Source organism: Flammeovirga sp. AWQ4_249, from assembly GCF_056161045.1.
Genome location: NZ_JBSWYJ010000043.1, coordinates 26,199 through 48,768, shown reverse-complemented (window position 1 = coordinate 48,768; position 22,570 = coordinate 26,199). Strand labels below are relative to the sequence as shown.

Below are 22,570 nucleotides of genomic sequence, written 5' to 3'. Positions count from 1 at the left end.
TCACTATAAAGAGTGCCTCTACTTTAAAAAGTATTTTCAATTCAAATTTTAAACGTAATACTTTCATCCCCCATGACTGAAGTCATGGGCTTATGGGTGGGTATTTTTTCAATGAAAGATTCTGATTTTGTATATATAATTCCTAATAAGACATAGATGGTTCGTGAGTCACTATAAAGAGTGCCTCTACTTTAAAAAGTATTTTCAATTCAAATTTTAAACGTAATACTTTCATCCCCCATGACTGAAGTCATGGGCTTATGGGTGGGTATTTTTTCAATGAAAGATTCTGATTTTGTATATATAATTCCTAATAAGACATAGATGGTTCGTGAGTCACTATAAAGAGTGCCTCTACTTTAAAAAGTATTTTCAATTCAAATTTTAAACGTAATACTTTCATCCCCCATGACTGAAGTCATGGGCTAATGGGTGGGTATTTTTTCAATGAAAGATTCTGATTTTGTATATACTATTCCTAATAAAACATAGATGGTTCGTGAGTCACTATAAAGAGTGCCTCTACTTTAGGACATACTTTCAATTCTAAGACTACCCTTAATTGATAAAATGCAAACATTTAAGCCCATGACTTCAGTCATGGGACTACGATATTTTGGTATATTTATGTCAACCCACTGTTCGAAAGTACTGTCTTAGGTGTTACTTAGAACTATCAAATTGAATAAGTTTTTTACTTGATAAAAGATTCAGAAACCAAACTATCCCAAATAGGATTAGTTTAGAGTCTGGAAATTCAATTAATCAACATAGTATTACACCATTTGCAAATAGACTATATGAAATATATCAATCTGATAAAGGAAAGCTATAGTAGAGCCCTTTTTAGTGTCAGTAAGATTCGTGTAGAACTTGGAGTTGTACTTTTCATATTCAACAAATTAGCTTCATATAAAAAAGTATGAAGCTAATTTGTTTGTAGTCCCATGACTGAAGTCATGGGCTAATTGGGTGGGTATTTTTTCAATGAAAGATTCTGATTTTGTATATATAATTCCTAATAAGACATAGATGGTTCGTGAGTCACTATAAAGAGTGCCTCTAATTTAGGACATACTTTCAATTCTAAGACTACCCTTAATTGAAAAAGTGCACACATTCAAGCCCATGACTTCAGTCATGGGACTACGATATTTTGATATTTATCATTATGATAAAATATTATATATGAGAAGCCTTTCCTTTTCGGACAATTCTACTATTTCGTTTATGCTTATTTTATTTTAATTCCAATTTTACTATTCCCATTTACAGAAAACGTATCTTCTATACTATTCATAAGTTCCATATGTTTTTTAAAATTCTCTGGTCCTAGTAATGCCTCAAGAGAGTCTAATTCTTCTTTTGACAACTCATTTTTAGTTACTCTTTCATTTACTTTATAAGACTTTCCATCTTGTTTTATATTGCATGAAATTAAAAATATCAGTACAATAAATATTTTATTTCTTTTGATCATAAATTGACTTTATTTCTAGTATTTTGTGGAATTCACTTACTGATTTACCATATAAGCCTTGAAATATTAAGGGTTTTATTGCAGTTACATATTCTTTGCAAGAAAGCTATCTTTTTCTTTTGTTCTATTTTTTTCATCCTTTAGGTGTCAGTATGTTTATAAAAAATATGAACGTAATTTTTTTATTCTATAAATATACACAACGCATATATTTCAAACGTTGTTATTTTGAGAGGAACATTAAAAAATTGAACTCAATATAATATGTAAACCTTATAAGTACCCAACTTCAATTCAAATAAAAAATCAACTTATAATTACTTCTGAACTATAAAGGGTTTCCTATTTAAGATGAAAACCATTCAATAAACTGTTACTCAGAAAAAAAATAGTAATAATAATAGTTCAAAAGGGTCCTTATTTTGTTCAAATGCGGGCTAAAATGAGCTTTTTGACGAATATAGACTTATTGAAAGGAAAATACCCTCACAAATTGTAATTCATGAGGGTATTCTAATCGGTAAATAAATACTATTAATTTTCTGCTACTTCGTCATCTTTGTCTGATCTAAAAGGATAGACCGGAAAACCATCTGCACTGAATAAGTTGGCTTCATGATAGTTTGAAAAAGCATAGCGAACATATTTAGGTTGAGCAACTTCTTCCGAAGACACCCAAAGTTCATGTTTTCTAAATATTAGTTTTGCCTTAGCAGGATAGAATTCACCGTCTTCACCAGCAATTTCAAAACCTCTAATTTCTTCTTGGAATGAAGTCAATCCTGTTTTCGCGTTTTGTATTTTCACCTTAATTTTTCCATCAATAATCTCTTTTTCTCCAAAAGTTGGATAGTTAAATTCAAATCCAGGTACTTGATATACTTTGTCTAATGCGATGTAAGAAAGACGTTCTCCAATTTCGATTTTTTTTGGAGGGTGAATAAAATATTGTGCCCCAAGATCTGCTGTTGAAACCAACTCGACATTTTCGTTTTCTTGGGTAATTTGATATTGACTTTCCCTTAATTTTGCAGCTTCTAAACCTGAAGGGTTTCCATAATTGAAAGGTGCAATTTCACACATATAAAATGGAAAATCTCCCTGTCCCCATTCTTTTCTCCAACTAGAAATCAACGTTTTCATCACTTCTGGATAAGCTGCTGATTCCATTTTGTTGGCTTCTCCTTGATACCAAATAGCCCCTTTGATTGTATATCCTACTATAGGATGAATCATTTTATTGTAAAATACAGAAGGTCTCTTTTCTACATTTTTTTCTTCAGGAAGTTCTTTGTCTTTGTAAATTGAAATTGTTTTGATGTCTTCATTATTAATCCAGCATTCTGCTTTAGTAGCCCCTCTCGAAGAATGAATCAAACCTACAGGCACGTTCAACTGTTCCGCTAATTGTTGACCAAAAATATAAGCAACTACACTAAATTGTCTAACTGTTTGAGCATTACATAAAGTCCATTTTCCTTCTATTTCTTCTACTTCTACATCACTGTCTTTTCTGTTTACTTGAAATAAACGAATGTGATTGGGCTTATTGGCTTCCACAATTTTCTTTGTTGATCCAATAACAGGCTGATTGTTATAACCTATCAAAGGCATTTGCATATTGGATTGTCCTGAAGCTAACCAAACTTCACCAATTAATATATCTTGCAAAGCTACTTCTGAAGTTCCTTTGACGTGAAGATTTTGAACTTCATATGACCCTTTGGGCGTTTGTAGAAAAACTTCCCATTTGCCTTCTTGGTTGGTCTTAGTCTCTGCTGTTGCACCCCAACTTGTTGTGATATTAATTTTTGTTTTGGCTTTATCCTTTCCCCATATTTTCACTTCTGAACTTTGTTGTAAGACCATATGATCACCAAATACAGAGTGCACAGTTGTTTGAGCGAAAAGTACGGTTTGAACAAGAAGTAATGTTAATGTTGTAATAATTCTATTCATTTCTTTTGGTATGTTATAGATGTTTGCTACGCCGCAAATTTAGAAGACTTAATGTATTTATTTTAGCATAAAATGGTCAAATTTGAAGGTGTTTTCAGCATTTTTCCTTTGACTTTTTACCATTGATTATCCTACTTCAACAGAGATAGATTTTCATCAAAATTCATTTTAAAAAGTTGAAGCACTTACTCTGTTCGAATAAGTGCTTCATCAACTTGAATAAATAAGATTATCTATTTATTCAAAAATTTCTTGCTAGAATTTGTCGTGTCGATCTCCAAATTCCAACCCTCCATTATTAAACTGTATCATAGGATGTAATGCAATTTCATACATAGAATATCTTATAATAATAATTCACAATGCTTACACTGCCTACGATGTCTTTCGCCTTATTGAGGAACTGAAACGCCAATGATCTCGAACATCTGCTTTTTTAATTCAGCTTTCTGTTTTTGATATTTCTTTTTTGACGCTACGTTATTCCATTCGTAAGGGTCTTTGCGATGATCATATAATTCTTCTTGACCATCTTTATATCTTATATATCTAAAATCTTTTGTTCTGTAAGAATATGTTTGTTTTAATACATACTCTTGCGGAAGATCTTTGATAATCTTGATATGCCATAATGCCTGTGGATTGGTAGATACACCAAGACCTTCAACGGGTTCTGAAATGCCCACTCCCATTACGGTAAGTGCACCTTCAGGTCCTTTCCATTCTTGTGTTTTTTCTACTAAAAGTGGTTGCATGGAGTGTCCTCCAATTTTTCCAGCTTGTTTGTTGATAGTAGTTTTGTCCACCAAATCACACATATCTTGTAAGGTAGGATAGATATCGATTAAAGAGACTGGCTGTTCAACTTCTAATCCTTTAATTTGTCCTTGAGGATAGCGAATGACCATTGGTACTCTCGCAGATTCTTCCCAAGGTGAATTTTTGTACAAGTAGTCTTTTTCACCAAAATTCCATCCATGATCTGCAGTAAATACGACGATTGTATTGTCTGCAAACTTACTATTATTTAATGCATCCAAAACTTTGCCAACTTGATCATCCATGAAAGTGACACAAGCTAAATATGCTTGAAGTACCTTTCTAAGTCCTTCTTCATCATCTTCATAAGCATCACAAAGGGCTTTGTAATATTTTAATCCCATTTGTGACATCGGATAATTTTCTTTAAAAAATGAATCTTCGCTGTCTCCTTTTTTGATTTTTGGCAACTTCAACGTTTCCAAAGGATACATATCAAAATACTTATCTGGAGCATATAATGGGGTATGAGGTTTTACAAAACCAACACCCATGAAGAAAGGTTCTCCCGATTTGTTTTTCTCTAATTGTTTGATTTTTTCAACCGCCCAATCTGCATGTTGTTCATCAGGAAATAGATCTCTGTCTTCATCATTTACATATCTAAATTCCTTTTTTGGATAGCCCCAACCTGGATTTAACTTTGTATTCGTACTATCAAATTGAGGTACATCTGATAATCTAGCAAATGATCCATCGACAATATTAATGCTTCTGAAAGGCTCAGGTACAGAAGGATGAGGAATAATTTTATTTCCATTAAAAGCATGTGGACCGTAATTAATACGCTCTGGCACACCCCATTCATCCCACATTTTGAGATCATTTTTATGCATCAGTTTACCCGACCCATACATCTGATAACCATTTTCTCTAAACAGTTCAAAAAGCGTCTTATTGTTTTTTACAACATGTTGCTTTGTACGAGATGTCCATCCAAAATCTCTCGAATCATGAGGATAAACTCCTGTAAATAAACTATTCCTAGCAGGTTGACAAACAGGCACATTGGTTTGCGCATTGACGAATGTCACACCAGAATTGGCTAATTTATCGATGTTAGGTGTAATCGCTTGAGGGTGTCCACCAAATTTTCCTTCAAAGTCATTTAAATCATCAACGATGATGAAAAGTACGTTTGGTTTTTCTTTTTGCTGTGCAATAGCCGTTGAAAATAGGCTGATAAAACCTAAAACAAATAATGTGATCTTTTTCATCTGTTTTAATTATTTACCTAATTTTTTTGATTGATTGAATTGAATAGTATGTTCGCCAGCACCTATTTTAATAAGTCCTTTAGCAGTCACATTTTCTCCATCAATATTAATTTCTTGTTGAGATGCTTCTACAAAAGAAGTCGCATTGAGTTGTACATTAATTCCTTCTGGAACAGTCACTACTACCTTTCCTTTCTCACCTTTAGCACTCCATGCTACTCCTAAAAGTCCTTTTGGTGTGGCAATTTCTCCCACAAGATCTTCAATAGAGTGTTTATTTTTTGTCAATACAATTTCTGACATTCCTGGCGCTGTTGGTTCAACACCTAATAGGTATTCCGTAAATAAAGCTGTCGCAAAAGCACTTTCCGTTTGAGCATCAGAACGTGTTCTACCGATCATTCCTTTTTTACCAAAACGACCTGAAGCATCTCTCCACCACTCTTCCCAAAGTGTACCGTTCATCTCTGGAGCCAACATTTTATCAAATCTTCTTTTGAATAATTCGAATGTTTCATCAATGTATCCGTATTCAGCAATGCCTTTATGCAAGAAATAAGACATAGCAGGCGTCACCATAAACATTCCATTCTCTCTTTTCACATAGTTCAATTCATCTTTTTTCAATAGAGTTTGAATCACTTTCTTCGCTTGTTCTTCTGTCGCCACTTTTAAGCTTAATGCCATCGCTTGTGCATGTTCACTAAACTGATCAGATTGCTTTCCATCCACTACAGCATCGACAAACAACCCTTTTTCTTCATTCCAGAATGTTGTTTGAATGGTCTTTTTAGCCACTTCCGCTTTTGCATTAAACTGATCTGCATTAGGAAGCCCTAACCAAGTCAAGATATCTGCCATATCATGTAATGCACCGATATAATGCCCATTTAAATTAAGGTTAGCTCCTCTTCTATCGTTCTTTGCATGGTCCAACCAATAGGCATAAGGAGGATTATCAACTAAACCACCCTCATTAGTATATTTTCCCATTAAATCAAACACCTTTTGTGCAGTAGGCAATAGTAATTTTACCGTTTCTACATCACCCGAGTGTAAGTAATAATTTCTTAAACTTCTCACCCAAAGCAAATTAGCATCTAGTATGATCATGTATTCATTATTCAATAATGGACCATACGCTGGGAAAACACCATTTGGTTCCGCTTCTTGAGCTACTTGCACAAGCTTTTGTCCTTGTAAAGTATAGTCTCCAAATGTATAATAATTACCTAATGAACCGTAGAAACCTGTTTGCGCATACTGTCTTCTTTCTCTGTAATTGTCAGTATAAGCATCTGTCGTACACACATCAATTGTTTCATCTGTAGCTGTTACATATTTTTCAATCCATGGATTAGATGCTGAAGTGATGTTTCCTTTCTTTTCAAAAGGATAAGCCATTTTATGTAAACCAAAGTGCTCTATTTCCACATTTTCTTTTTGAGGATGTACCACCATGGCTAAATATCTTGTTGGTTTAAAGTATTGTGCTTGCCATTTATCTTGATTACCAGATAAGTAAATTTCATCCATTTGACGAGTGTCCACTACTTGATACGTAAATTGATGGTCCACCATATAAGGAATCCCAACTACTTCCACTTTCAACCCTTTTTCACCTTTCATGGTAAATTGTGGCATTCCACTATGTACTCTGCCTAGGTCAGCGATTAATAAATAAGGTTTTTCTGATGGTTTTAAGATCAATGGATGTGCAGTATTAATCCCTTTTTTGATTTTTAATTTCGCCTTATTCGAATTTGGCTCTACCTTAATTTTTTCAGGTTTTTTCGCTACAGCTAAATAATTTTCTACATAATCCGCTACATAAAATTGATTAACAGTAATGTCTGTTTCTGTAAGATAAGGAGAATGTCTTTGCTCTAATGAAGTCCAAGGCGTTGTAATTGCTCTTGGAACTGCATTTTTTTGAGGAGAAGGCCAGCCTGAATTTCTTTGTAAACCTACAGCATTTCCCCAAACACTATCATCGTAAGAAGGTTGTTCCCAATTGGCTTCATAATTTGCCATATCTACTTTATCAGAAACAAAAAGCATAAAACGACTCATTAAAGGTGCTGAAGTATCCCAAGATTGATCTACCAATACTTTCCAAGTTTTATCTGATGCAATAATTTCGTCACCAATATGTAATTCTGCCAACAAGCCTGCTCTACCTTTTAAATGATACGCATTTTCACCTTGTTGATAATGTACTTCTATGGCAATAAGGTTCTCTCCTTGCTTTAGCTTATTTGAAATTTCAAGTACATCAAATGACTGATGATGAGGAGCCGAACGCAACGGTCCTCTATTGATATACTCACCATTGATGTATAATTTATATAAAGAAGAAGCCGAAATATACAATTTAGCCTCATCTAACTGTTCTACATTGAACTTTTTGCGAAATAAAACTTTAGGAGCTTTTGTTTCTGCCTTATTGTCTTCATTCCAAATCCAATACGCTTTCCACTCTTTCTTTTTTAATTCAAAAGAAGGTTCCCATAATCCTTTTACTCCACTTTGTAAAGTTGTTGTTTGTGCCCAAGAAAAAATTGGCATTAGGCTTAGTAAGAGTAAACCTAAGTTCCTTGTTATTTTAATCATGCCATTCAGCTTAGTAGCAAAAAATCAAATCGTCACTTCAATTGATTTTTTACTTAATTCATTCATTTCAAAAAGTATTACATTATTAAATAAATAGTCAATCAATAATGTAATTATAAGTATAACCTAAAGATACTACTAATAACTATTTTTTGAACGATTTTGACAAGGTTCTCAAAATTTAGTACTACCTATGGTCAATATTATGCTGATTTATTGATTCTTAAAGTTGAAATAATGGTAATAAAAAATGCATGAACATAGGTCCATGCATTTTTAAACACTATAAACAATCTATTAACAAGATTGCCTATTTATAAGGCTTCTTTAAAATTCGGTAATTAAGGTGCGGTCTCTCTTATCTCTTTTTATTGTTTGATGATCTTGAAACTTTCAAAATAGTCTGATCCAACAACAGAAATAACATAGACGCCTGAAGTCAACTGAGAAAGATCAATTTTCGATATTCCTTTACCGAAGGTGATTTCTTTCAATTTTATTCCATCCATATTTCGGACAAAAACAGTTTGATTATTTTCTGGTAAATCTATCGTCAAAGTATGTGTGACTGGATTTGGATAATATTCAATTTTAATTTTGTCGTTAACAATAGCTGTTGGAATTTCTTCTTCCAACGTAATTGTCATTTGATCCATAGCTTCACCATTATCATTATCCGTTGTGATAGCTTTTACATCATAAGTATCCGCTTTATCAGAAGACCATTTTATTTCATATGGTGCTTCAGTTACAGATCCAATGGATGCGTCATTTACAAAGAATTCTACCTTTGCAATACTTCCATCTGAATCCGTAGCATTGGCGGCAAAAGTAATTTCTGTACTAACAAAATAATTAGAAGCATTGTCCGAAGTTGATAAACTGATAGACGGCAATTGATTTTCTACTTCATTTCCACAATCACCAACTATAAACGATTGAATATCATCTGCGGTATTTCTTTCTCCTCCTTCAGGGTGAGAATAAGTATAATAGAAAGAAACTGTACTTCCATTTGGTGCATTTAGTTCAAAAGGAACATTTGGTTCGGCATTATAGCCTGGGTATCCCTCTTGATCACTCGTTTTATAATATAAAATCAAAACATTATCACCAAGACCTGTAATATTAGGGACGAATGTCAAAGTTGGGTTATCAGTTGCTTCAGAGATAATATAACGGAACTGTCCATTGGCTACTTCTCCTTCATTGCATGAAGTTTCAGAACGACCAATCACTGTATTTGTTGATGAAGCTGAAGTATTTCCATCATTGTCTGTCGCTGTTGCTTTTATAGCAGAACTACCTGAAACTACGGTCCAAGAAATTTCATAAGGTGCTTCCGTATCAATGCCTAAAGAAACATCATTCACAAAAAATTCCACTTGAGCAATTGTACCGTCATCATCTGACGCATTTGCTGAGATATTTATTTCACTTCCTTCAGTAAATACTTGACCATCATTAGGAGACGTAATTTCTACTTCTGGGAAATTACTTTCCCCTCCATTATTTGTACAACTTCCTATGACATATGTATGTGGCGAAGCTGAAGTATTTCTTTCCCCTCCTTCTGGGTGAGAATAAGTATAGTAAAATGAAATGACTTGCCCTTCATTGGCATTGATCTGGAATGGTTGATTAGCGGTTACCGAGTATCCACCATATCCTCCTCCATCAAAAGAAAGATACAAGATACAAGTAGGTGAACCCATTCCTTCTTGGTTAGGAATAAATGTCAAAGTTGGATTTGAAGCATGATCTGAAAACTGATAATGGTAATGTCCATTTTCGCTTGTTCCTCTACATGATGGTGCTGCTTTTCCTTCTACATTAATTGTTGATGAAGCAGCTGTCCTAGCATCATTATCTGTTGCAACAACATGGATAGTATAGACTTTAACATCAGAAGGTGTCCAACCTAAATCGAATGGAGCCTCCGTAACAGTTCCTATAGAGACATTATCTACAAAGAATTCAACTTGGGTAATTGTCCCATCTTGATCCGTTGGATTGGTTGTTATCGTAACTTCACTTCCAATAAATAAGGATGCATTATTTTCTGGAGAAAGAATAGAAACAACCGGTGGAATTTTACCGTCTTCCGTTACATTAATTTTCACTTGATCTTTGGCAGAATATTCACCGTTACTTACTTCAAGTTCAAATAAATATTCACCTCCTGATAAATTGCCTAATGTTGGTGAAACACTTGCTAAATCAGAAATCGTTGCAACTGTTGGACCATAAATTTGTGTCCAAGTATACGTCAATGCTCCATTGTCAGGGTCATAACTATTCGATCCATTCAACATTACATCTCCATCAGCTAAAGCAACCACTTTATCATCTCCAGCATTGGCTACAGGTTGACTGTAAGGCAAGTCAGACTGTTTTTCAAAGGTCATTCTACCGATATTAAATCCTCCATTGTCCAAAGAAAGACGTAAAATATGCGTTCCAGCCGTTAATGATATATCGGAAACTATAGCCGTTTGCCATTGATCCCAACCACCTGTTGAACTCACAAGAACATTTTCAGCAATGACCTCTCCATCTGAAAGCAATTTAAATGGTCCTCCACCTTCACCAATTCCTGAAGCAAAACGATACGACAATTGATAAATACCTGAAGCTGTCACTTCAACCGTATATTCTAACCATTCTCCTCCTGCAGTCCAACCGACAGTTGCTCCTTCTGCATTATCTAACACGTTATCGACATACTCCTCTTTTCTGTAATTCCCTTCATTGAAAGTTGTTTGATCTTGGTAAGTAATACCTTGACCTAATCCGCCTTCAAAAATATCATAATGCCCTGCTTCAATCGTTCCTGGCAATTGCGGTGTTGCTTCACCAAAAGCTTTTTGGAAACCAGCTGTAATAGAGACAATATTAGTCACATCAAAATTTTCACCGTCATACATTTTGGCATAAAATGAATGCTGACCAGCCCCTAAATTTTCAGCTTTAGCTACAAAGGGTGCTTCTGTTAAACTAGCGAGTAAGTTTGTGCCTTCATAAATTTCAACTTTCGAAGGAGTAATATCTTTTACTTCTACAGTCAATTCAACTGCTCCACCCACAGGTGCCTGCTCAAAACTTGCTGTTATTGTCCCTTCAATATCCACATCTTTATTGGTCACTAATTGGCCAGCAGGAACAGTTAATATATATCCATCTGAGAAAGATACGACTTGTTCTACATCACTATAGTTTTGAGCAACATAGGTCATTTCACCTTCTTTATTAAAAGCTGCAGCTAATGGTGAATCAGCAGTGATGGTAACATCTACTTTTCCCAATGCATTCATCGCATGTAACCAATGATATGTTTGAGCGTCAGAAACACCAAATTTTAATGTTCGCTCTGGAAAGTCGTCATATAATTCAATTGCTTTTGCAGGATCTGAAAAAGATAAGTAACTCCACATCACATCGTACCATAAATTCGGGTTATCTATTTTATCTAATACCTGTGTATTTTGAGTCATTTCATTCCATAGTTTCTCAACGTATTCTACATTGTGACCTAAATACAATGATCCTCCATGAATAGGGTATAATTCAATATTGTATGATGCAGCGATATCAGCTGTCCAGAAAGTTCCGTTGTCATAGCTGTTACCCCATACCCTTGAAACCAAGCTATATTGTTGATCTGGCTTGAAGTTTCTTTCGTACATATCAAACCAATATTCCTCTACTGCCGCCTGTTCTGTAGTGTATAAATAAATACCTAAATCTCTAATTTCTTTATTGCCTGTCACCTCACCCCAATGGATTAATGAAGAGTGAAATTGCATACTTTCAGAAGTTGATTCTTGATCATTTCCTTGTGGAAAAGATGCAAATCCATTGGCCCAGCAGTGTCCCGCATAAGGGCTGAAATTTCTTAAATAAGGAAAAGTATCATCGTCTCTATTTGGTGAAGAGGCATCACGAACTAAAAGATCAATCATGTCTCCATATTGTTCGGCCCATCCTGGTTCATATTGTTCTAAAAATGCAGCAGCATGAATAAAATATCCCCAATGAAAGTGGTGATCATTTAAGTTAGAATCTTGACCGTGACCAGCCGGATAGCCTAACATTGCTGTCCAATCACTGTTATAATAAAATAGGAAAGCTACTTCTCCACTTTCCGCTGTCAGCCAGTCTTCTAAACGTTCTTTTACGGTTGCAATCATTAAATCTCTTGCTTCAATATTGCCTGTCTGATCAGCAATTCTTGCCGTTTGAATTAAACGATTCATCACTTGTCCTTCATTGTATGAATCTGTCCAAGTCGAAAGAGATTCATTTTTAAGGGCTTCCACTTTTTGATTTAAAGCAGAAATATCAAAGCTTTCACTGTAATTTGTGACATTTGGAAGTGTTGGTAAAATTCCATGAAATGTATTTTCAGTGGTAAATGTATTACCTTCCAACATTTTCAACGCTCCCCTTACTGAAGTGTATTCAATAGCATTTGTCTGTGTAGACGAAGAAGATAGGTTATCCCATTGGTGAGGTAATAATCCTAAAATCATATTTTCAGCTGTGCCTTCTTTCACCTCAACCTCAACATTGTAAACTGTTGATAATATGGATGTGGCTTCATCATAGGTCCAATCTGCAGTTGTATTTGTTGGAAATACATATGCGTATTTTTTAAAATCTGAAGCTGCTTGTGTTACATCTGAAGTAGTTTGAGGAAGCATCACCAATGACCAATAATCTTTGCTATTCAAAGAAGATGTATAAGTTGTTCCTTCTTGTTCCCAAACCGTCCCACTTGGTCCATAAATAACAAAACTTGCTCCATGACGGGCATTTTCTACGACGATCATTTCATTGGTCACCGTCACAGTACCTTGTATAATCTCTATTTTAGCTAGATCACTGGACTCTTTTTGGAAATAAACGAAAGGCATTCCGATACCTGAAACGGCTTGAAAATGTTTGGATCCATCATTCCAATCCATCGTTACCGTCCAATCTGAGTAATCTGCAATAGTAGCTTGTGAGGCATTAAGGTTTTCAACTCCTACTGTAATGGGCGCAACATCATCCAATACTCCCCAAGGGATATACGTGACTACTAATCCATTATTGGTTGTTTTCATAGCCATTGGGTAATTGAAAAGATTATTTGCATGGTCATTCTGAAGTAGTGATGACCACCAATCATTGGTAGGAACTGGTTTTCCTACTGCATTTTCACTGAGTTGTGGCGTTCCTCCTGGATAAGCGTTTCTACCCGCAACATCAGTTCCTGGAAATGTAGTGGTATAACTACCGTTTCCAACATCAACAAATTGAGCAGTTAGCGGAAGAGAGAAAGTCAATAATGTCGATAGAACAAAAATTAGTTTTGTAGTTGTTTTTTTCATTTAAAAAAGTGAAAGTAAGTTCATAAATACTGAATAGTGACAGTAAATATTGATTGTCTAAAGTCTACGTCTAGTGCACTTTTTCGATAGCGTGTTAGTCAATTCATTCATTCATTTGACGGACATAAGTACATTTTAAATCTTATGTCGCAATTCAAACATAGGAAAAGAAAAATGTTGAACCAAAAGCAGTATTTTACACCTTATCATTTAAATAAAAATCCACAACTACTTCATTTACTTATGATTAAATAAATTAATGTCGTTATTACATTTATAGTTAATCATTTAAAAAAAATGGATTTTAACATACAATTCTCTAAAAAACAAATTCAAATTCATTACATTTTTAAGGATAAAAAAATGCATGAACTACTGTTCACGCATTTCCACACTTTATTCAATTTAATATTCATCAAGTAATTTTGATGTTTATTTGTTCGTTTAGCTTGAAATATTTTAAAGCACTGTGGCTTGTTTTTCCATATGAATGACTTTTTCTAATCTCCCTACTAATTTCTTTTGATGATAGATCAAGAAATGTGTCTTATATCTTTCTTCTTTCATTAAATCTTTGTCTAATGTCACTTTGATAGAAGTTGAAAGTGTCTGCTTTTCAGAAGAAGTTAATGCACCTGATTGAATTTCAACAGATAAATTAGCATCCACCTTTCCTTCTAGTGTAATCTGAGAATTTTCAAGATCAGATGAATTCAATACATATTCTTCCATTTTGAAAGGACTATTTTGAATCGTCTTTACATCGATGTCTTTATAAAGGTAAATTGGATCTTCTCCCAATGTTAGAAATACTTTTCCTTGGTATGGATATACTATAAATGGGTTACCGTTGATATCTTGTCCTTCAATTGGCTGATCCGTTTTGATTGTTACATCTTTTCCTCCATCTGTTTTCCAAAGTAAAGAAGTCACTTTTCCTTCTCTTTTGAATTTGGCAATAGAAACATCACCAAAAGCTTTTTCCAAACCTAAAGATTCTGAATAATCTAAATTGGCAACACATGCTGCACCAGCATAATAAATAGACTTCAGACGTTCACCGTTGACCCCAATGAAACCATGAAACCAACGGTTAGCAATATCTCCTTCTTGGAAGATAAAGTAAAAGGCTTTTTCTGTACCATTTGAGAAAGCAATCGCCGTTTCTTGCACATAAAATCTTGCTGCTTCTTCTTCTGAAACTAGACGTTTGGGTACATCTTTATTTTTGAAGGGAGTATAGGTTTTTGAACCTTTCTGAGGATTAAAGAAACCATACTCTGTTGCCCAAAGGGGTTTCTCTTCTCCGAATGACTTAATGTCTTTGTTGATTTTATCGAATTGATGCACAACATGCGTTCGGTCAGGACTTAACCTTCCATCTGTATAAGGATGAAAAGAAACTACATCACAATACTCAGAACCAATTTCTTTAAATACATTTTTTAGAAAATTTTGTGCTGTTTTTCCATAATGTGTCAGACCAAAAGCCAATACTTCTACATTGGGATCTACATTTTTAATACCTTCATATCCTTTTTGTAAAAGTGGTGCAAACTCTTTGGCAGTTCCTCTAAAAAAAGGTGATCCATTGGGTTCATTCCAAATTTCATAAGCATATACTCTACCTTTATAGGTCTCTACTACTTTCTCAACATAAGCTTGGTAATCCTCCATATATTCTGGTTTTGGAGGATAAATTTTCCATTCATTGCTTCCTTTTGGTGCTGAAGATGCCCACTTAGGAACCTGTACTCCAATCTGCCCTAACATCGTCAATCCTTTTTCTTCCAACAGGTCTAAAGTCTTCAGATTGCGATTGATTAGCCATTGACTATATTGTCCTTTATTCATTTCGAAAGTAGACCAATTATTAAAAAAGGCACCATTTCTTAACCAATTGTAGCCAATTCTACTCGCTAAATCCGCTGCTTCCAAGAATCTATGACCGCCCATATGTAAACCAAATCTTGAAGCAGTATTTAACTTTTTATCCTTGATTTGTTCGACAATTCCGAAAGAGTAAAAATAACGATCTACTTCCTTGCCCTCTTCTTCTACAGAAAGGTAGACTCTGTAAGCTCCTTTTTTAGAAGAAGTAAAAATATTTTCTTTGATTGGGTTCTTCGCTAGTGAATTAGGTTGTAATGTAAGTTCTTTTTCTGCTTGTAGTACTTTGTAATAATCGGGATCTAAAACGGTCATTTTTACTTTGACCTCTCTGTTTTTTGAGCTGTTATTTTTAATTAAAGAAGTCAATTTCACTTCTTCATTAGGAGAGTATAAATTGTATTTATCGGGTGTATTTCCTCCAATTTCAATTTCATTCGTTGCTGCATATTCTACTTTTGTTCCAGGATTAAATTGCACGGCATCTACCCAAACTTGTGTGCCTGCTTTAGCTTTTGGGATCTTTATACCGACAGAAAATGCATCAAAAAGTCCTTTTGGTAATTGCAATTGGAAAGTATATCTTTTCCAATCTTTTGTAAGCTTAATTTTCTTGACTTCTGCGATCGTTCCTTTATTGGCTACACCATCTGTTTGTTGGTAATTGACTTTCATCTGAACAGGTAAACCATCTACATTGGCTTTCAAATCTACGCTGTAAGTCATTTCAATAGAGCCACCTAATTTCACAAATTCTGACGTCAACGAAACATTTTGGTGTGGACTTGGAACAGGAAGTTTCACTTCGCCTATATCTAGACGAAGTGAGTTGTTTCCTTCTGTTTTTATTTTTTCATCCAAAATCACTAAGGACTCTGTATCAAAACCATCAAATGTGGCACCCCAACCATGCGTTCCCGTTTCAAAACCGCCATTTTTAATTTGGTTTTCATTGTCTCTTACTCCTTGTGGAAGTGAAAGTTCTCCTCCTTTTGGAAGTGTCATACGGAACTGTAATGGTGCATCAGGATTCGATTGATACATCTTCAGCATATAATCTTTGAAGAAACCATCTTTTTGTAAGATCATTTCCATCTTCCCTTTTTCACCATTGGCAAATTCAATTTTTAGATTTGTTGCATTATTATTGGAAGCGGTAAACATTTTAGAAGGTCTTGACCAAATCAAATAATTCCAGTCATTTTCCACTTCCTCTTTTGTTTTATACTTGTAACCTTGCCCGTCTAATTTGAAAGCTCCTCCTTTAAAAGTTGCGTAATCCATAAACACCGTAGCACCCACAAATTCAATTCCTTCAGATGCTTTTAAGTCATAAGAAAAATCTACGTATCCATTTCCCGCAACAGCCGTCATTGTAAATTGGAATTCATCTCCTTGATATTTAAAATCGTTTTTGATAATCAATTTATTCCCTTCAATTGTACTGTTTTTCGTGATACCAAAAGGCACATTAAATACCTTCCCATTTTTCTTGATGATGGGCGATAGACCTTTGACTAAAGTTTCACCAACATGCAATACATCTCCCATTAATCCTACATCTTTCATGCGGATAAGAGAACGTTTGTTTTTAATCGTTTGACTATTTGCAATGGCTAACGCTTGTGCTTGTATTACGTTTTTCTTTTGAGGAGAAACTTGAGCTGTTTTGTTAGCATTTGAAGAAGTTGCAACTTCTTTTGGCAGGGCTAAGTAATACGTAATTCTTCCTGGTTTTGTCGGTAATAATTTGACAATATAATCATCATACCATTCACTTGCATTCGCCAAAACGATACTAAAAGAACCTGTCATATCCTTAAAATATACACCTGAGGATACTTTTTCATCTTCCATACCCAAAGTCATGTACATTGCTGGAACATCACCTTGAAAGGCATTCCAAGTTCCTTTTGCTTGATCTCTTGTCAATAAAGGCTTGTTGACTGGACCAATTTTGTAAGAAGTACCTTCAAAAGATTCAGAGGTAAACAACAGCTGAGATGCTTTTAAGGTATAAGATTTTTTACCTTCTAAAACATGATCTACAATGACCCCTTGACCATGGATTGTCACTTTAGTAATCAGTTTTAATTCATCTTTTTTATTGGTAAAAGAAGATGTAATTTCTAAAGTTTGTCCTAAGATTTTGTGTTCAGGATTTTTAAACTCAATGTCCTTCACTTCCTGTCCACTTTTGGTAATGACTACACCTGAATTTTGTAAAATTTTAATGCCATTGACCTTAATCGTATTAAGGAAACCTGTCTCTTTTAATTTAATTTCAGTAGAACCATTGGAGATCAACGTTTTGCTCTTATATCTCAACGGTTTTTGTGCATAAATATTAAAAGCGAGAAGTGTTAGTAGTGTAAATAATAGTGATTTCATTTCATTAAAAAGTAATTAAAAAATTCTCTTACAATAGTTTTTACACATCAATAAATAGAAAAAAGGCTTACTACACCTGATAATTAGGGTAATAAGCCTTTTGGTATTATTGTACGTTTGTAGAATAATGTGTGATGATGTTGTTCATGATTTTTTGAGCAACAGGATCAAAATTAATAGGGTTCTGTAAGTTCATTGTTGTATAAATACACTTTCCTTTTCCTTCTTTTGTTTCCAAGAATTCAGAGTTGAAATAAACTTTACCTAAGCCCATGTAATTTCTCAACATTTTCGATTGATAAGGGAATCTATCGTGTGTAACTACACCTACAATATTTTTTCCTTCCGGAGCAACAATTGCCACTCTAGTACCTACAGCAGTGTATGCTTCAGCCATAAATTGATTTGTAGGAAGACCTGCAAAAACAGGGTGATCCGTTACAATTGGAGCTGCATTGTGCCATAATCCATTTGCTGAGATTAATTGTGCATTATAAGGTAATTGCTCAGAAGTTTGTAACTCTTTATAGATCTCACGGTGCTTTCCTTCATTTACCCACTGTCCTTTTACTTCAGTGAACACTACAGTACCACCTTTTGCAGCAAATTTCTTTGCTTCTTCAACTTTAGCTTTGAAAGCATCATCCATTCCCAATTTACCTACGATCAATAATTGACCTGGCTTTTGCTTTCCTGTGAAAGTTTCAAATGCAATACCTTTTTCCTTAAAATATTTTGCAAATTTTTCATTCGCCTCTAATAAAAGTACTTTTTGTGTCGGTACTTTCATGGCTTCAGTATTAAATACATCAAACGTTTCTTGGTTATCGATGATCACTTTACCTTTATTATTCTTCATTGTAGAAGTTAAAGTGTACGTACCGTTTAAGTCTTTTGTATCAATTGTTCCTTTGTATAAATCAGAAACACCATGTGTTAATTTTCCTTTTACATCTTTCTTGTAAACCACTTTACCCGCAGCATCTTTTACTTCTAATGCAACGACCACTTTTTCATCTTCATATTCGTTGACACCTGTCAAACTTACATTCACTTTTTGACCTGAAGTAAGGTTTCTAGTGGCAATTCTACTGATGACTAATTGAGGTTGGTTTGCCTTTTTTGTCAACTCATATACTTGTCCTTTTGGATTTCTCCATAAGTCAATGATACCACCACCAACGATCCAATCACCGTCAGTTAAAGCATGAATACAGTAACCTGCTGTTAGGTAATTTGAACGAGATGCTTCTAACATTCTCTTGTTTAAACGACCATGATAGTTTTGTTGAGCAACAATCAAATCATGTAAAGTTGGGAAAACGCTACGCATACCTGAAGCATCTAAAACTTCATTAAATTCTTTCTCTAGACGAGCGTGATCACGGTACATCGGAGCTAAAGGATTTCCTTTTTCTTTAAACGCTTTGTTGTTTGCTTCAAGATCTGGTAGTGAACCGTATCCGATTTCAGAAACAAAGACCATTGCACCTGCTTTATTGTTTTTACCTGGAGATTTTAATTTTGGAAAACCTGCCGCTTCTTTCTCTTCTTTTGTCCAAGAAATTTGTGTCATTTTTTGGAACGCTTGGTTGTTGAAATTCCAACCTGGATACGTATGAATATCTGAGAATTTCACTGCCACTTTTTGATTTGGAAGGTAGATATTTGCACCATTTGCAAATCCACCTGATTCATCCAAAATCAAACGTGTAGGGTCTAAATCTCTCGCTAATAATGCCATTGGGTGTAACATTTGAATCAAGACTGGCTGCCATAATTCGTTGAATAATTCCCATTGGATGACACAAGTTCTGTTTCTGTCTCTAAGTACTGATTCTCTTACTTCTGTTTCTACCATATCTGGTAACATTGGAGAAGCGATTGGTCTGTGCATACATTCGATAGCTAATGAACCGATTGTCAATACACCCATTTCATCACATAGATCTAACCATTTTCTTGGAGGAGGTTTTCTCCAAGGGCGGATCATATTGAATCCAGCATCTAAGGCTAATTGAATTTCTTTTCTAGCCATTTCCTCAGAATCAGGATAGGCTAATTTTGTAGGGTATAAACCTTCAAAGAAACCACCTTTTAAGTAGAATTCTTTGCCGTTTAAGTAATACTTTTTGTCTTTGATAGTGAATTCACGAATACCAAATTTAGTATTCATTTCATCTGATAATTCATCATCTTTCGAAACCTTGATTTGAGCAGTGTATAAGTAAGGATTTTTAGGTCCCCAAAGTTCTGCATCCTCAATTTCAAAGTTATAATCAAGATCATTTTTACCTGGAGTAAGTGTGATCGTTTCTGTTTTCGTTGCTACTACCTTTTGGTCTTTTCCTAAGATATTGATCTCAACTTTTGCATCTCTTAATTCAGTAGCTGTATTCTCAACATTTACATCTAAAGATACTCCACCTGTTTGGTATTTTGTTTGGATAAATAAATCGTCAACTAGGTAATCATCTGTTACTTTAACGCTTACATCTTGCCAAATACCACCTGTCAAGGCACCTCTCCACATTGGTGTTTGGTGAGGTCCAATGCCGTCAATTACTTTTCCAGAATATAAAACTGGAGAAACAACACGTACCATTAAAGTATTTTTCTCACCTGGTTTTAATGTTTTATTTACTCTGAATTCGAAAGGAGTAAAACCACCTTTATGGTATCCTACTACTTCGTCATTTAGGTATACTTCAGCAATGTAGTTTACAGCTTCAAACTGTAAGGCAACATTCTTTTTCCCCCAATCTTCAGGTACGTCAAATTCTTTTTTATAGATCGCTACACCTTCATAGTCTTGACGGAATTCCTCCCAACAGCTGGGAACTTGGATTTTTTCTTTAGAAGCATTTTTATCAAAACCTTCTTTTTTGATCCATCCCTTTTCTCTTCCTTCATTTAAGTCATCATAAATAATTTCCCATTCTCCATTAAGAGACGTGATATCCTGTGCAGATATCGAGAAGGAAATTGTCAGGAGTAATAGTCCTAGTAAATGTTGTAAAAAATATTTCATTTCAGTAGCTGTACTTAATTTGCAAGTTGTAATTCGTTATCTAATGCTGCTGCTAATTCAGCTTTGATGTTTTTGTATTTTGGATCCGCTGCTACATTGTTGAACTCATGAGGATCTTTCGTATGATCATAAAGTTCTTCTGTTTTGTTGGCATAGCGAATGTATCTGTATTCTTTGGTACGAATAGAGAAGTGATTTCTATTGACTACATCACCTTGTCCACCTGTCACTGTACTTATAGCATAAGCTGGACCTTCCCACTGCCCTGCTTTCTTGTCATAGAGTGGGTGCATACTGTTACCGTCCAATGGTTTTCCATTTTCATCTTTCATCGTTGATCCTTCTAACCCACATAAATCAATAAGTGTAGGATAAATATCGATTAATGAAACAGGCTGATCCACAGTCATTGATTTCTTCATTCCTGGTTCATGAATCAACATTGGAATACGAGTAGCATTGTCCCATAGTGCATTTTTGTATAAATAATCTTTGTCTCCCATTTCATAAGCATGGTCAGAAACAAAAACGATTATTGTATTGTCTGCAAATGAGGAGTTTTCAATATCTTCTAATACTGATTGAATTTGATTATCCACAAAAGCAATACAAGCTAAATAGGCTTGTACATATTTCTTTAAAGCATATTCTTTGTTTCCATCAAATCCTTCAATCAATCCTGCAAAAAGATCTTTTCCTCTTTGACCACTATTCCCTTTAGGTTGGCTATAGTAATTAATGTTATCGACATTAGATTTCATTTCTGGCAATTCCACTGATTCTAAAGGAAACATATCATAATACTTCTGAGGAACATATAAAGGAGTATGAGGACGATTAAATCCTACTGCCATAAAGAATGGTTTTCCAGATTTATCGTTTTCAAATTGTTGGATATATTTACTGATATCTTCTGCCTTCACTTCATCTGGCATTTGATCTCGATCCTCATCACTATTGTATTTAAATGGCTCCACTTTAATGGGCCATCCATTTAATTTATCGTACCAACCTTTATTCCCATTTACTTCAGGAACATCAGATAAAGGGGCAAAACTACCATCTAAAGTACCTATACTTCTAAATGATTCAGGAACACTTGGGTGACCTGCTGGTTTTTTCCCATCATAAGGAAAAGGACCAAAATCAGAACGGTCGCCATATTGATCAAATAATTTGTTATCATGATGATGCATTAATTTTCCAGAACCCACAACAGTATAACCGTTTTCTCTGAACATTTCCATCATCGTTTTTGAACCCATTAATGTTGGGTTATTATTGAATTTTTTAAACCCAAAGTTTTTGGAAGTATGAGGATATAATCCTGTAAAGAAACTTGCTCTTGAGGGTGCACAAATCGGATTATTTGAAAATGCATTGGTAAATACAACAGATTTACTCGCTAAAGCATCCATTGCAGGTGTTTCCGTTTGTTTGTGTCCACCTAAGAAACCGACATAATCATTAAGGTCATCCACCATTATAAGTAGTACATTTGGAGGTGTATCCTTTTTCTTTTTTTTGTCATTTGCCAAACAAATTCCTTGAATAAGCAGGAATAAAAAAATCAGTGTATATCTCATGCTCCTAAAAAATCCAGTATTAGTTAATTGTCGATTAAACATTTATAATCTAAGGTAAAGATCGGTTGTTTTGTTCAATAGACTTTATCACTAATTCACTATAAATAGCACAATATTGACTTATCAAGTTAAAAAGTACCTTATTGAATGAAAGAATAAGGCTTATTTCAAAAATAGATAATTTTTTGGAGACTGTGTGTTAATATGGG

8 protein-coding genes are annotated in these 22,570 nt (G+C 34.5%); all 8 read right to left on the bottom strand.

The genetic code is table 11. The features are described from left to right. Window positions 1–1,234: 1,234 nt before the first annotated feature. The 8 genes from ACXAHM_RS21640 to ACXAHM_RS21605 all read right to left on the bottom strand — a co-directional run bounded on the left by ACXAHM_RS21640 (window position 1,235) and on the right by ACXAHM_RS21605 (window position 22,313). Window positions 1,235–1,480 carry a hypothetical protein gene (locus ACXAHM_RS21640; RefSeq protein WP_474964732.1) on the bottom strand — a complete coding sequence of 82 codons (246 nt, stop codon included), beginning with the start codon at window positions 1,478–1,480 and terminating at the stop codon, window positions 1,235–1,237. 534 nt (window positions 1,481–2,014) lie between these two features. Then, window positions 2,015–3,439 carry a sialate O-acetylesterase gene (locus tag ACXAHM_RS21635; RefSeq protein ID WP_474964729.1) on the bottom strand — a complete coding sequence of 475 codons (1,425 nt, stop codon included), beginning with the start codon at window positions 3,437–3,439 and terminating at the stop codon, window positions 2,015–2,017. A gap of 392 nt (window positions 3,440–3,831) precedes the next feature. After that, a complete protein-coding gene (locus ACXAHM_RS21630) occupies window positions 3,832–5,475 on the bottom strand; it encodes a sulfatase (RefSeq protein ID WP_474964726.1) in 1,644 nt (547 codons plus the stop codon). Between the two features lie 9 nt (window positions 5,476–5,484). Next, window positions 5,485–8,088 carry a family 78 glycoside hydrolase catalytic domain gene (locus tag ACXAHM_RS21625; protein ID WP_474964724.1) on the bottom strand — a complete coding sequence of 868 codons (2,604 nt, stop codon included), beginning with the start codon at window positions 8,086–8,088 and terminating at the stop codon, window positions 5,485–5,487. A 368-nt stretch (window positions 8,089–8,456) separates the two neighbouring features. Continuing rightward, complete coding sequence (locus ACXAHM_RS21620) at window positions 8,457–13,463, bottom strand: Ig-like domain-containing protein (protein WP_474964722.1); 5,007 nt, start codon at window positions 13,461–13,463, stop codon at window positions 8,457–8,459. A gap of 459 nt (window positions 13,464–13,922) precedes the next feature. Beyond that, window positions 13,923–17,744 carry a GH39 family glycosyl hydrolase gene (locus ACXAHM_RS21615; RefSeq protein WP_474964720.1) on the bottom strand — a complete coding sequence of 1,274 codons (3,822 nt, stop codon included), beginning with the start codon at window positions 17,742–17,744 and terminating at the stop codon, window positions 13,923–13,925. Window positions 17,745–17,850: 106 nt separating this feature from the next. Next, window positions 17,851–20,775, bottom strand: coding sequence for a glycoside hydrolase family 2 protein (locus ACXAHM_RS21610; RefSeq protein ID WP_474964718.1), 2,925 nt, complete (start codon window positions 20,773–20,775; stop codon window positions 17,851–17,853). Window positions 20,776–20,789: 14 nt separating this feature from the next. Continuing rightward, window positions 20,790–22,313 carry a sulfatase gene (locus tag ACXAHM_RS21605; protein ID WP_474964716.1) on the bottom strand — a complete coding sequence of 508 codons (1,524 nt, stop codon included), beginning with the start codon at window positions 22,311–22,313 and terminating at the stop codon, window positions 20,790–20,792. Between the last annotated feature and the right edge of the window lie 257 nt (window positions 22,314–22,570).